Origin of the sequence: Spirosoma pollinicola (genome assembly GCF_002831565.1) — a bacterium.
GTDB lineage: Bacteria > Bacteroidota > Bacteroidia > Cytophagales > Spirosomataceae > Spirosoma > Spirosoma pollinicola.
Genome location: NZ_CP025096.1, coordinates 4,953,504 through 4,966,099, shown reverse-complemented (window position 1 = coordinate 4,966,099; position 12,596 = coordinate 4,953,504). Strand labels below are relative to the sequence as shown.

Annotated in this window: 14 protein-coding genes; 5 read left to right on the top strand and 9 right to left on the bottom strand. The window is 47.1% G+C overall.

The genetic code is table 11. The features are described 5' to 3' along the window. Nucleotides 1-10: 10 nt before the first annotated feature. From CWM47_RS20885 to CWM47_RS20855, 7 genes are all read right to left on the bottom strand, one after another. Nucleotides 11-442, bottom strand: a complete 432-nt coding sequence (locus CWM47_RS20885; RefSeq protein WP_100990134.1) for a hypothetical protein — start codon at nt 440-442, stop codon at nt 11-13. Next, nucleotides 442-1,041, bottom strand: coding sequence for an IS630 family transposase (locus tag CWM47_RS39335; protein WP_240625376.1), 600 nt, complete (start codon nt 1,039-1,041; stop codon nt 442-444). Before CWM47_RS39335 ends, CWM47_RS20885 begins: the two co-directional genes overlap by 1 nt. Next, on the bottom strand, nt 983-1,450 hold the full coding sequence (locus CWM47_RS39330) for a helix-turn-helix domain-containing protein (RefSeq protein ID WP_240625374.1): 468 nt from the start codon (nt 1,448-1,450) through the stop codon (nt 983-985). Before CWM47_RS39330 ends, CWM47_RS39335 begins: the two co-directional genes overlap by 59 nt. Before the next feature lie 41 nt (nt 1,451-1,491). Continuing rightward, nucleotides 1,492-1,698: a hypothetical protein gene (locus CWM47_RS20875; RefSeq protein ID WP_100990133.1), complete on the bottom strand. Its 207-nt coding sequence runs from the start codon at nt 1,696-1,698 to the stop codon at nt 1,492-1,494. A gap of 548 nt (nt 1,699-2,246) precedes the next feature. Then, the gene (locus CWM47_RS20865) at nt 2,247-3,446 is read right to left on the bottom strand and encodes a tyrosine-type recombinase/integrase (RefSeq protein ID WP_100990131.1); all 1,200 of its coding nucleotides are present in this window, start codon (nt 3,444-3,446) and stop codon (nt 2,247-2,249) included. Nucleotides 3,447-3,518: 72 nt separating this feature from the next. After that, a complete protein-coding gene (locus CWM47_RS20860; protein ID WP_100990130.1) occupies nt 3,519-4,304 on the bottom strand; it encodes a Fic family protein in 786 nt (261 codons plus the stop codon). Between the two features lie 1,068 nt (nt 4,305-5,372). Then, the gene (locus CWM47_RS20855) at nt 5,373-6,350 is read right to left on the bottom strand and encodes a glycoside hydrolase family 17 protein (protein WP_157816012.1); all 978 of its coding nucleotides are present in this window, start codon (nt 6,348-6,350) and stop codon (nt 5,373-5,375) included. Nucleotides 6,351-6,491: 141 nt separating this feature from the next. Between CWM47_RS20855 and CWM47_RS20850 the strand changes: the two genes are divergently transcribed. The 5 genes from CWM47_RS20850 to CWM47_RS20825 all read left to right on the top strand — a co-directional run bounded on the left by CWM47_RS20850 (nt 6,492) and on the right by CWM47_RS20825 (nt 11,482). Beyond that, a complete protein-coding gene (locus tag CWM47_RS20850) occupies nt 6,492-7,118 on the top strand; it encodes a MarR family winged helix-turn-helix transcriptional regulator (protein ID WP_100990128.1) in 627 nt (208 codons plus the stop codon). A 992-nt stretch (nt 7,119-8,110) separates the two neighbouring features. Then, nucleotides 8,111-8,503, top strand: a complete 393-nt coding sequence (locus tag CWM47_RS20840; RefSeq protein ID WP_100990126.1) for a VOC family protein — start codon at nt 8,111-8,113, stop codon at nt 8,501-8,503. A gap of 575 nt (nt 8,504-9,078) precedes the next feature. Then, a complete protein-coding gene (locus CWM47_RS20835; RefSeq protein WP_100990125.1) occupies nt 9,079-9,567 on the top strand; it encodes a CHRD domain-containing protein in 489 nt (162 codons plus the stop codon). A 249-nt stretch (nt 9,568-9,816) separates the two neighbouring features. Then, nucleotides 9,817-10,509 (top strand): helix-turn-helix transcriptional regulator, encoded by a 693-nt coding sequence (locus CWM47_RS20830; RefSeq protein ID WP_100990124.1) that lies wholly within the window; start codon nt 9,817-9,819, stop codon nt 10,507-10,509. Between the two features lie 109 nt (nt 10,510-10,618). Then, nucleotides 10,619-11,482 (top strand): NmrA family NAD(P)-binding protein, encoded by an 864-nt coding sequence (locus CWM47_RS20825; RefSeq protein WP_100990123.1) that lies wholly within the window; start codon nt 10,619-10,621, stop codon nt 11,480-11,482. A 146-nt stretch (nt 11,483-11,628) separates the two neighbouring features. Here the strand turns inward: CWM47_RS20825 and CWM47_RS20820 are convergent, their stop codons facing one another. Together CWM47_RS20820 and CWM47_RS20815 are read right to left on the bottom strand one after the other, a co-directional pair. Then, nucleotides 11,629-11,901, bottom strand: a complete 273-nt coding sequence (locus tag CWM47_RS20820; RefSeq protein WP_100990122.1) for a helix-turn-helix domain-containing protein — start codon at nt 11,899-11,901, stop codon at nt 11,629-11,631. 12 nt (nt 11,902-11,913) lie between these two features. Next, on the bottom strand, nt 11,914-12,414 hold the full coding sequence (locus CWM47_RS20815; RefSeq protein WP_100990121.1) for a hypothetical protein: 501 nt from the start codon (nt 12,412-12,414) through the stop codon (nt 11,914-11,916). Nucleotides 12,415-12,596 lie beyond the last annotated feature (182 nt).

The following is a 12,596-nucleotide window of genomic DNA, read 5'->3' as shown; positions in this document are numbered from 1 at the left end:
GGATAAATCGTTATAATTCCAGGAGTTGACGGTGATAAAAAATAGATACCATTGGCCATACGGCTCCACCTACCCACGGCAACCAGAGTTGAATCAACGAGATCCACCCGCCGTTCTGAAGGGCCAGCAAGTCATTATGCTGCATAAAATTTCCGAGCTGTAGCCAGAAGAATGTAACAAAGACCAGCGCAAACACCTCCGGTCGGAACACGTATCGATCCATTTGAAACCAGATCGGTCGATTGGGCCAATCCGGATATTTACCCCGATGCCAGTAAAAAAACTTGGTGAGGTGCAACCGGGTTACGTAGTAGATACCCCATACTTCAATACCCCCAATCACCAATTGAACCAGTAAGATGGCCGTCGTTATAAGCTCGGTAGGTATACAGGTAAACTGACTGAGCCCCTGTAAAAGAAACGATGATATAGAGCCGTGCATTAGCCTGTAATAAAGCCTATCTCTTTTTTACGGAAAAAGGCTTTAACCAGTTTTGGGTCTTGCTCTAAAAGCCGTACCTGTTCCAAAACGGCTACTGCGAGTCCTTTTAAACTGCTAAATACTTGATTTTTTAAACTTCGTTTTAGTTGACTCCAGACCAACTCGACTGGATTAAGTTCAGGGCTGTAGGCCGGTAAACGCTCCAAATGAATCCGACCTGGCCGCTCTTTTAGAAAGGTTTTTACCACCTCACTGCGGTGGATCGATGCGCCGTCCCAAATCACCAACAAGTCTCGTTTTCGATACCGACTGCAAAGCTTGCCCAGAAACCATACAATATCTTCGCTGGTGAAAGGCTGATCTTGCCCAGCTACATACAAGCGCCCATTAGGAGCTATAGCAGCAATTAGGCTCAAGTGTAAACGACCGGCTTGCTCGAGGAGCACTGGTGTTTGGCCACACGGTGCCCAAGTATGAGCTAACAGTGGTAATAGATAGCAAGCTGCTTCATCGACATAAAGAATTACCCGCCCTTCGGCTTTAGCTTTTTTTGAGTTCGGGTAGCCGCTCCTGACGCCATTGAGCCACCGCTCCTGCACCCTGCTGCCGGGCTTTAGGCTGTGGTTTTTGTCGGCTCCAACCTATTTTCTTCAACAGACGACCGACTTGAGAAGGATCATAACTGACATCAAATAATTTCTTGATGACTTCATTAATACGAGGCCGGGTCCAAACTGCCCCCGCAAAACCCTGATGCTCCGCTCCTTTATTAAGTTCTTCAACAAGCTGGCAAAGCTGATCAGGCGTCAACCGGGTGGGTGCTCCAGGGGGCTTGCGCCACTGCAAGGCTAGTGGCCCTTGTTGACGATATTTCTTTAGAGTCTGACTAACCCAGCCTTGAGTTAAGCCCAGGGCTTGGGCAATAGGACCTTGTTTCCAGCCCGCCTGATCGAGCTCGACACAGCGTCGTCGTAATACTTCGTAATCCGCTGGTTTATATTTTGGCATACCGACAACAAGCCATAAGTATTATAAACCTACTCACGGAGCTATAAAATGGTAAGGGTGGGCAAGGCGGCCATCGCTATCGCCCAGATGACAAATAATAAGGTCCAGGGTTGCATGTACTCCCGTTGCACAACCCGTTGGACCCACGGCTTGATCATGGGTGCATACAGAGTAAAGAAAAAAGACTGTTCGAACGGTCGCATATAACTATTGGCGAACAGTACGCGGAAGATTCGTATAAAGCCCATAACAGTAAATAGTTAACTGGTGAAATGTTTCAACAAGGTAACAAGTTAGGGGCTAATAATTGTTTTTTTCTGGTATGTAATTGCCCAATTGGCAGTAGCAGAAACCTATTAAAAGGGGAGAAACTATTTTCTGGCTACGGGACTAAAGCCGCTTTAAAAGGCTTCACCAGGTGAAAATTAAGTAGTTTAGTACACCTCAACAGCAAATTCAGTTGTCATGATAATACCTAGTAATTATGGAAAACAGCCAGACTATAATTAATCTACTAGCTGTTGGCCTAATAGGAATACTCATCATGATCCTTATTGCGCGTCGAAAACAGTATTCTAAATGGACCAGAACAATAATGGATTTGTTAATTGGGATAACAATTAGCGCATTTTTATTAGTACTGATGATGATTATTGCTTCCTAATCAGGGGTTGCTGGTTAAGCCAAGATTTGGTTCATTTTCTGAAGTAAGTATATGGTTGACCATCACGACTGCAAGCGGTCCGCGTTAGGCGATTAAAGGGATGAGTTGGCATAACTAGGAGTAAACAGGCCGCTAATTGGGAAGTTTCTGAAAATACGTTTTTAGGGTTTGTTTTAAGGTATAAAACTGCGTCGTTTCAATGGATTCATGGCGCAGATGCTGCTGCACATACACTAAGTCAACGCCCTCATCCAGCAGGAGTTGGGCGGTCGTATGCCGAAGGCTGTGCGCCGACATCCCTTTCTTTTTAAGCCCATTTATTCGCAGGTGCTTGTTGGTGATGTAGCGAATCTGAGCCGTGGTCAGATTCGTAAATAAAGGTGTTTTTTGATCCTGTTCGGGCAGGGGCCACTGCCGGATACTCCGCAGGTAATCCGCCAGCGGCTCCAGGCAGGCCTCGAAAAGCTTAATGGGCTTTTTGGTGCTTTTTCCTTTTCCCAGCACATGAATCAGGCGACGCTCGACATCCACGTCGGCCAATAGGAGACGCGTGATCTCAACGGTACGTAATCCCTCCAGGCTCAACAGGGCCAGAATAGCCCGGTCGCGGGGCGAGGCTGCCGAGGCCAGCAGGTCGGTTCGCTCCCTGGTTTCCAGGCTCTCTTTGTAAAAGCGACGCTCCACCGTAAAGCCTTTCACGGCCTGCACCTCCTGCAGGGCATCGACCTGATCGGGGGTAAGGGCCAGCTCCTTTCGCTTCAGCACGCACCAGGCGGCGAGTTGCTTCACCGTTGACAGGTAAACGTTGATGGTGAAGGGTGACTTTCCCTGCTGGTTCAGTTGGGTAATGTAGTCGTTGACCGTTATACCGGTCAGCGAGGCTTGCTGGCCCTGCTGCAGCTGCGCATCGATGTAGTGAAAAAAAGCATTCAATGCCTGGGTATAGGTCTGTTTCGAACGCTCCCCTTTCAATCCTTTGTGCTCCCGAATAAAGCGCAGGACCAGTTCGTTGGCTGCGGGAGAGATCTCTTTTTTGGGCGGGTCCGCCACGATCAGCGGATAGCCCAGTTGCTGATAAAAGAAAAGAAACTTGCGCAGGGGCGAGATGCGATTGGGCCGAAAACCAGCCGTGTATATACCCAGGCTAAACCGATCTACGCCATACCCCTGCTGTAAGCAGTAGTCGAGATAGGCCCTGGCATGACGGGGATAGTTACTGGAAGCCGAAAGCGTAGTGGCAAAATAGGCGATCAGGCGCGATACAGTATAGCTCGCCGGGGCGGAGGCCGGTGATTGGGGCTGATCGTCGGGACGTTTGGCAGGTAGTGGCATTCCAGTGGTAGTCAATAGTCATTAAATAGGTCAAGTACAGACACCTTGGTGGGACAGGCTTATCCACCGGGGTTAAAACGGTTCCTGGGTGATGCGTTCACACTCCGTCTGTAAATAGGTGATGAGTTGGGTATACAGGAAGTCTAGGATGGGCGGGTCGAAGGACGGCGCGGGAGGTTGATCTAAAGCCCGCCGGTAAGCCTGACGATCAACGGCGTGCACTAAACTCATGGGTAGTTTGTGGTAGTGCTGTACGTAATTCATGAGCAGGCGAGCCACCCGGCCATTTCCTTCCCCAAAGGGCTGCAGACAGAGCAGGTCGTAATGCGCCTGAAAGGAAAGATCATAAAGCTGTCGCATGGTTTTCGGGGTGGCCAGGTTTGTATTCAGCTGCTTGAGCAGTTTATCCACGGCGGCGGGTAGCTTTTGCGCGTCGATTAACTTACGCTGGGCCGTCATGGGGCTGGCCAGCCGGAATTCGCCCTGGCTGGAATCATAACTTCCCAGTAATGTATGCAGGGGCCCACCCGTCCGGCGCATCAGAGTTGCGCCAATGGATTGAAGCCGGGCGCGGTTCAAGGGTTCCCGGTCGGCGGCCCAGGCCAGCATCTGTTGCTGGGCTTGCTGATAATCGAGCAGCATCCAATGATGGGGGGCGGGTTTAGTGTCGGTGGTTTCGCCATTCTCCAGCAAGACCAGACTTTCGGCAAGTGTCAGACTGCATCCGTCAATAGCGGCCGAGTGATAGACGTGAATCAACCCGTTGTGACCACCCACCGGAAGCGAGTCCCTGGTCAGCTCACGATACCAGCTGAGCAAGGCGGGTAAGGTCAGGCTCGATGATTGGGAAGAGGGCATAGGGACAAACGTGAACAAGCGTCGATGTACAGGTTTGGGTACGTCGTAAAGTACGACGGGTGGTAAACCGATGGCAACTTACAAAATAAAGAGGATTCACCAATTTACACAAAGAAGTCTTTGTGTAACGGTGAACAAATTTGTCTTCTTATTATTTATGAAACGGGTTGTTGTGCATTGTTTATCGAAACGGATTGGGCCACAGGGTGGCCCCTTGCACGGAGGTGGCTTGGGCAAGCCGGGCTTAAACACCGGTTAGGGAAACGCCGAAATCGTCATTCACCGGCCTGGCCCTCTATGAACTGGCATGAGCTGTTTGCCAAGCAAGAAGACTCAGTTAGCTAATTCAATGAATCAGTATCGTGGTTCTATTATTCGGTATAGCTGGCGACACTAAGCAAGCAAGATTTACGACACAAAGCGTTAAAACTACTTGATCGATTCAAAGTCGCAGTAGCAGGCCAATATACAGATAGTTAAACTGATTGTACAATCAACGAAGGGTTTTCATGAACGAAAGCTCAAAAAACTATTTTTGCACTTTTTATAGATAACGAAAACACACATTCGAGATATTTAGGATAATATTTAATTGTATGATTCCTATGAGCCAGAAATAAACTTGGCTAGCTTAACACATGAATGATATCCATCAAAATTTGCTTGGCTATAACCTCTTCCCAATTGTTTTACAAACTCATCTCATAAAACAAAATAAGGCACGGGCCGCCGTTGCGACCGTCCGCGGCTGCGGTTGATTAATGACCGGGTCGCCGGAGCGAATGGCAATTTAACCGGGCCGCCGGGCGGACAGCAACCATTTTCTAAGAACATCCTTATTATCCTGAACAGGTTATCTCAGAAAAACGGGCGATTTTTGAGATGATCAATGAAGCTTAAAGGTGGCAACTTCCAACATAGAGTGAATGATATAATCTAGTCAAGGCAAATACTATGAACAAGTTGAGTGTGCAAATGGCCAGGAATTCATTTCTTTTTAAAGCCATCAAAAGCAGTTTTGATGCTATGGAACCGCTTTCGATGGCTGTTCTACCTATTGAAAGGCTACTAACCAAATTCGTTAATCAACCGTTGGTAGGTTAAAAACCCAGGTTTCGGTGAGTAATCATCCCGCAGAAGTCCAAATTGGTGGAACAGACCGGGATTCGAACTATCCGCATCGCGAAGCGCAAACAACTCATAGTGAGTAATATGCAAGGTTTGCCTCAATTCATAGATACTTCGAATGACGATTTCTAATACCTGAGCCTGCCGTTCATAACTGCGATCGGGGCCTGTAGCCCAACCGTGTTCAGCGATATGAATAGGAACGTTAAAAGGAATGTTTGCTTTCTTCAGAGTAGACTCCCGTAAGTGAGTTAGTACCGCTTGAACGGATTGGCGTAAGTCCATAGGCTGACCATCCTCCGCAACCGGCCTAAACACATCCGGAAAGAAATCTAACCCTACGTAATCCAAAGACGCTAGAAAGGACGCATCAACTAACTCTTTAAGCGAATTCCAGAACGGATCAGTCTCGGCAAAGCTGGGTAAGGTATTGAAACCAATCTTGACCGTTAAGTTCCGTTTGAGGGCTTCTTGCTTGGCCCATTTGACGCCGTCTACGATTACTTGACTAATTTGAGGAAACACGCCATCGCCCGGGAAATGATATAAGTTGGGTTCTTCGGCGATCTGTAAACTATGCAGGAGGGGGCCGTACTGATCGAATAGCTGGCTAAGCCCCTGTTGCCAATCCTGCTTAACATACGAATCAGCATGGTAGCCAACCACTAAATCAACTTGCTGGCATGGTCCCCTATATTGATCCAGTTGATCAACGATGGAGCTACTAACTTCGATGATACCTTGGCCTATATAGTGCACGTAACTTCGGATGATAAACAGCGAAGTCGATCCCTGCAATTGCGCGAGTGCCCGACGGATCTGGATTGGATTGTCGGCTTTACCCACAGCAAAGTCAGCCACGGTTCCTGTATTCCCTGGTGCACCAGCTACACCACCGGGATAAATACCAAATATCATTGGTGGTAAATTTTTTGCTTCGCCTGTCATATTTGTATCTTTTCGGATGTTAATTAATCAAATATACATCCATAAAGATACAAATAGGGACTTTGTGAATGTTTTTTACCCTTATTTACATCGAATGCGATATATTAGGCAATGGCTAATCCAGTAGTTAATCTTGTATCGGCTTGGGCGGAATACGATCAGCAATTCCCCCATCAGCCCATTGAACACTTTTGTCGGTATTATTTAGCGCAAAAACAGCAACCCGAGTCAAAGCCTGATTTAACCCGTAGTCAGCAGCAGGGTAATCTGCTGCGAACCCTAGGGCGTATCTCCAGCGCTTATAGCTTCTACCACCGAGCGGCCATGACTCAAACCAGTTTACCCTCGGCCGACAGTTTCTATTATTTGAATGGGTTAAGCTATTTGGGTGAAGTCCGTAAAACGGAGTTGATCAATTATCTTTTTGCGGAGTACACCACGGGTATGGAAGCCATCAATCGATTGCTGGCCAGCAACTTTATCAGTGAACGGGCCGATCCAAGGGACAAGCGGGCCAAACTCATTCAATTAACCCCTACAGGCCGACAGGCGTTAGAGAAAGCCTATCTGTACGCAGCAAAAGCGGCAGAGATGCTCTTCCATCCAGTAGGAGATGATACCCTAGAACTGGCTGAGTCACTGCTGAAGCCCGTTGAGCAGCGCCATACGCAGGTCATGCCGGAGTTAAAAACAAAAGAATTTGAGAGCCTGTACAACCAACTGATGGGCAATCCTTAGTAGGGATTGATTGAAGAGTATTTAGCCAACGAATCATATAGCTCTTAATCAATGGGGTTCACTATTGTATATGGCTCCTTAATCGTTGGCTAGGCGAGGGGCTGTATAGCGCTTTCATTCAGCCCTCCTATTATTAGATTAGGGCGTCTTATTTTTTTAAACTTTATCCATCTCACGAAAACGCTCCTCCCTGAGACGAAGCGGCCTTCATGTATCTGCTTCTTTAATAGGGCGTTTAAAGAAACGGTACCGTAAGGCTATGTATCTGGGAACAGGGGATAAACCTGAAAAGGTGGTAGCGGTGGCCGACTGTCAAATTAGCAGTCGGCCACCGCCATCACTCGGCTGTAAAACTCTTCTTTCATAAACGATAAATTCAGGAGAAAGCACCTAACTTAGTTGTTTAACAGAACTCCAGATTTGTTAAACTTTTCGTCTAGGTGAACATAACGTAGATTACACAACAAAAAAGCAGACTAACATTGCTAGCCTGCTTTCCGCTTCTATCCACACCATAGGAGACTTGCTCCTTTGATTTTCGAATATAAATAAAACTACAGTAACATATGCTTCTTGATAGGGCTTAACTGAGTATTTTTACTGAGTATATAACATAAGGTGATTACACAGCAGAAAACTGGTTTAATCTAATAGTCAACCAGAAACATCTGTTTAATGAAATCAACACCTGCTTAAATCGCTCGCATGATAACACCAGGTGAGGTGCTAGCCAGTAATCTACAAGAGTTAATCCAGCTCAAGCAGATTACATTAGTTCAGATTTATAGATTCGATTCGGAAAAGTTGTATAGTGAAAGCTCCAGTTGGGTCTTTAGTCACGAATTTATTGAGGTTGACCACTCTTGGTATAATCTGAATCGAATACTCAAATATGAATATACTAACACGACTTTATCTCTCTATTTTTTAGCCTCGTAATTACTTCTGTTTAGCATAATGTTTACTTATACAACAGCAAAAATCGACTTGTTATGACTCTCAAGCCAAATCCATTTAGCCACATTGACCTTTATGTGACTAGCTTTGAAAAGACACTCCCATTTTACGAGAAGCTACTGCCTCAACTGGGTTTCACCAATCGATATGATTCGCCAAAATGGAAGGTATTTGCCACACAAGGTGAGCTTCCAAGTGCGGCTTACTTTGCCATTACCGAGGATAAGGCTCATCAGCCGAATAAAAATTTGGTGGGCTTTTGGGCTGAGAATCAAGAGGAGGTGAATCAGATAGCTGCTTTAGTCAAAGAAGCAGGCGGTACCGTCACGGCTGGACCAGGTTTGTTTCCAATTAGTCCTACCTACTATTCGGTTTACTTTGAAGATCCCTGTGGGAATGGTTATGAGTTTCTGCATCGAACAAATTAAGCTGCTGACAGGACAAGTTTAAGATTAGTTCTGTCGAGGTAAATACAGCAATCCAAGTTAAATCGACTAACATAATCTTAGTTGTGCGATTCGTTCACCTTAAATGATTGCAAGATCAGGGACGGGTGGAAAAAGGGGTAACCCTTTGACAACTTGGTAATTATGTTAATCTAACTGGTAATAAATAAGTTAAATAATTGCTTAACTACCTATCAAAGAGGATTTAACAATACTCTATTGGTGTGGATAGATACGGAAAGCAGACTGACCCTGTTGGTCTGCTTTTTTGTTGTGTATTTTGTTTTACGATAACCTAACATCGGGTCGCTTTGCCGTTTCGGTGTGACTGCTCCGGCAGCCCGGTCGTTCGTCTGAAACCACCAAAAGTGGGGATAGGCGGCAAGGGGAGGGTAACACCGAAACGGCAAAGCGACCCAACTATGTTAACTACCCCAATATGCTCAGTCCGTCTAACAAAACACATCCCAAAGGGCTTATTAATGGCAGGAAGACTTCCGTAAGTCTTCCTGCCATTAATAAGCCGGATTCGGTTAACTCAACGATCAAAAAAAATTATGAAACCAATGAAATCAGTTGCCTTATCAACCGTAGCCCTTCTGGCTGTTGGCCTAACGATGACAGCCTGTAAAAAGGATGATAATCCAGTCACGGCCATCACGACGACCAACTTCATGGCCACACTCAATGGCGCTAACGAGAAGCCAACCTCCACGACATCACCCGCTACGGGTACGTTCATGGGATCGCTCAACGAATCGACCCGCGTACTGAGTTATACCGTTACCTACTCGGGGTTTCCGACTTCATCGACGGTTACCGCTGGCCATCTTCACCGGGTTATCCCGGGCGATGCGGCGGGCGTAAACGGCGCGAACCCGACGCCGGAAATTCCGTTTCCCTCCCTGACTTCGCCCATCGTAGGCACGGCAACTCTGCCGAGTCAAGCGCGGGTTGATAGTATGAAAAATGGGTTTTATTATGCCAACATCCACTCTACTCAATTCCCGTCGGGCGCTATTCGGGGCAATGTAACCCGGCAATAAAGCTAGATCATACAAAGTCGCTACCTGAAGACAACACAAAAACACGCTCACAGCCGGGCGTGTTTTTGTGTTCGTATGCTATGGATTGAATTGGACAGATTTTGAAATCATCGACTGCCAACCTAAAAGGGATTGTTCCATAAAACCCTCTCAGCTTGATACGAGCAAACATTATATATGAGTGTAGTCCAGCGATAAACGATAGTTTTCGTTTCGTAATTTTAGCCTGTTATGAACTGATCATTAATTATGGTTGATGCCGAAACAAAACGACTTTCCCGCTTAGTGGCTATCCAAACCATTCTACAAACTAAACAACTAATTACGGCAACGGAACTGGCTAGCCGGTTTGCCGTCAGCGTCCGCACCATTTACCGCGACATCAAAACCCTGGAAAGCGCCGGAATACCTATCCTGACTGAAGAAGGTAGAGGTTATGCGCTAGTTGAAGGCTACCGACTACCACCTGTTTCCTTCACTCAGACAGAGGCTAATGCCCTCATTACGGTGGAGCAATTGGTCCAGGCCCAGCAAGACACTTCTTTAGCGCAGGCCTACAGTCAGGCTATGATCAAGCTCAAGGCCGTCTTACGAAGCCCTACCCAAGAGAAGGCTAATTTTCTGGCTTCTCGCTTGAAGGTATATGTCAACGACCAGCCCGAGAGCCGCTACCTAGCTACCCTACAAAATGCGCTGACCAGCTTCCATCGGGTACGCATCGACTACCGGGCCGCTTCAGAAGAATTGACCTGTCGAACGCTGGAACCTTTCGCCTTACTGATGAGCACCCAAGAAAACTGGTTGCTGGTGGCTTGGTGTGGGCTGCGCGGTGCCTATCGCATCTTTAGGCTCGACCGCATCGAGCAGCTTGAAGTGCTAGATGAGACATTCGTTCCGCATCCACTCACCTTGAAGCAGTATTTCGAGAGCTTGAGTGAATAAAGTTAGCTACCCCTGACATACCCTTGTCGCAGGGCCACCCTAATTTTGACGGGACAGCCAGTAGTAATCGCTGTCGTTCATCACTCAGCTCGTTAAACTTAAGAACATTATGTACATCATACTGGGTGCTACTGGCCATGTCGGATCGGCAGTAGCTCAATCATTATTGGACCAAGGTGAGGAAGTCACCGTTATTACCCACGATGCCCTGAAAAAGGAAGAGTGGCAGCAGAAAGGAGCAACCGTCGCTATAGCGGACGTGCATGACGCCAACCAGTTACGGACGGTCTTTAAGCGGGGCAAGCGTCTGTTCGTGCTCAATCCGCCCGCCCCGATCACCACCGACACGGCCCAGGAAGAACGCAAAAGTGTCCAATCGATTCTGGCGGCTTTACCGGACTCGGGCATTGAAAAGATCGTCGTTGAATCAACGTACGGTGCGCAGCCTGGCTACCAGATGGGCGATTTGGGAGTGCTCTATGAGTTGGAACAGGGTTTAGTTCAAACCGGCATTCCTACCAGCATTGTTCGAGCGGCTTACTACATGAGTAACTGGGATATGGCCCTGGCAACAGCCCAGCAAGCGGGTCAAGTCCACACGCTGTATCCAGCTAATTTTAAGTTGCCAATGGCTGCCCCGCAGGATTTGGGGGCAGTAGGTGCTCGTCTCTTACAGGAATCGGTTGAAAAAACCGGCTTACACTATGTTGAAGGGCCGGAACGCTACTCGTCAGCCGATGTGGCAGCTGCCTTTGCCGATGCGCTGGGCAAAAAGGTTAAAGCGGTTGAAACTCCGCGTGAGGCCTGGGTGAGCACTTTACAACAGACCGGTTTTTCTAGGCCAGCTGCTGAGTCGATGGCGGCCATGACAGCCATTACGTTGGATCAGACTTACGAGCTACCTGATGCACCCATGCGTGGGACCACTACGTTGCAGGACTACATTTCCGCATTGGTCGCTCACAGTAAGTAGCACCCTTGGAGCAGGCTCTGACTAGTTATTCAGGGCCTGTCCCAAAATGTTTGTCAATTTGAAAGCCCCGGAATGAGCGGTAAATAGTTATTTTGTTCACATACAAACGTTGGTCTACACAGTAACAAGATTATTGGTGAAAGCTACTAAGCTAGGGCTTGAGACTTAGGCACGGTTAAAATATCTTCACCCAGGGCTTCTTCAATCCGAACGATGGTTTTCAGCTCTAGATTATGCGTCCCACTGACCCATTTGCTGATTTCGGATTCTGATTTGTGGAGAGCAACGGCTAAGTCTTTCTGGCTCATGCCCTTTTGCTCAAGAATAGCATGAATGCGATCAGCTACATCTAGCATCTTAGTGACTAAACGCCGGGTCTCATTGGGCGTTCGGGCGGTAATACGGTCGAATGCGTCCATATATAAGTTCAATCAATCGAGTAGTTCAATCGTTTCTAGATTCGCTATCTGTTTGCCATCCAGCACCAGTTCGCCGGATTGGATCAACTCGATTAATTGTTGAGCCATTTTATTGGCAAATCGGAAGTGAGTCATCAGTTCTGGACTATTCTGCACTGTCTGACTCGTTTTTCGTCCACCATTGGCCAAGATGACAATCTCATCCGATAGCCGAATACAATACAAGCGAAATTGGCAATAGCTATTACCCAACTCAGCCATGATCTTAGCCGGAGGTGGTAAAGCCAACGCATCATTCTCAAAGCGGAAGTAGCGACTTTTGGCTCCACGGTTCTGGCCAATTTCCCCAATCCATGCCACTAATAGATTCAAATCGTTGGCTAAAGCAAGGTCATTTTCAAAACGAGCAAAGAAAGTATCAGTTTCAGATTGCTCCCTACCTTCTACCAAAAAGGTATAGTAAGTTACCTGTTTAAACGTTTTGAATAATCGAATCGTTACAAAATTATTCACTTTAAAGTTAAGTATTGGGCGAAGGTAGCGGCTATCTTCAAGTAAATCAACTGAACCCTTCAGCTATCCTCTAAAAGCCATGTCAAGCTACATCTCTTTGTTAGACACAATCAACGCGTTCGTCGCTCACGTAATATTTCCCCTAGTAGTAAGTTGCCGCAGTTGGATGCTTATTATCAAGT

Bases quoted from the DNA above. Each gene is read 5' to 3' on its own strand.
- CWM47_RS20855 (WP_157816012.1), bottom strand. From the start codon at position 6,350: ATGATATTTGGTATTTATCCCGGTGGTGTAGCTGGTGCACCAGGGAAT.
- CWM47_RS20825 (WP_100990123.1), top strand. From the start codon at position 10,619: ATGTACATCATACTGGGTGCTACTGGCCATGTCGGATCGGCAGTAGCT.
- CWM47_RS20830 (WP_100990124.1), top strand. From the start codon at position 9,817: ATGGTTGATGCCGAAACAAAACGACTTTCCCGCTTAGTGGCTATCCAA.
- CWM47_RS20875 (WP_100990133.1), bottom strand. From the start codon at position 1,698: ATGGGCTTTATACGAATCTTCCGCGTACTGTTCGCCAATAGTTATATG.
- CWM47_RS20820 (WP_100990122.1), bottom strand. From the start codon at position 11,901: ATGGACGCATTCGACCGTATTACCGCCCGAACGCCCAATGAGACCCGG.
- CWM47_RS20840 (WP_100990126.1), top strand. From the start codon at position 8,111: ATGACTCTCAAGCCAAATCCATTTAGCCACATTGACCTTTATGTGACT.
- CWM47_RS20865 (WP_100990131.1), bottom strand. From the start codon at position 3,446: ATGCCACTACCTGCCAAACGTCCCGACGATCAGCCCCAATCACCGGCC.
- CWM47_RS20860 (WP_100990130.1), bottom strand. From the start codon at position 4,304: ATGCCCTCTTCCCAATCATCGAGCCTGACCTTACCCGCCTTGCTCAGC.
- CWM47_RS39330 (WP_240625374.1), bottom strand. From the start codon at position 1,450: ATGCCAAAATATAAACCAGCGGATTACGAAGTATTACGACGACGCTGT.
- CWM47_RS20850 (WP_100990128.1), top strand. From the start codon at position 6,492: ATGGCTAATCCAGTAGTTAATCTTGTATCGGCTTGGGCGGAATACGAT.
- CWM47_RS20885 (WP_100990134.1), bottom strand. From the start codon at position 442: ATGCACGGCTCTATATCATCGTTTCTTTTACAGGGGCTCAGTCAGTTT.
- CWM47_RS20835 (WP_100990125.1), top strand. From the start codon at position 9,079: ATGAAACCAATGAAATCAGTTGCCTTATCAACCGTAGCCCTTCTGGCT.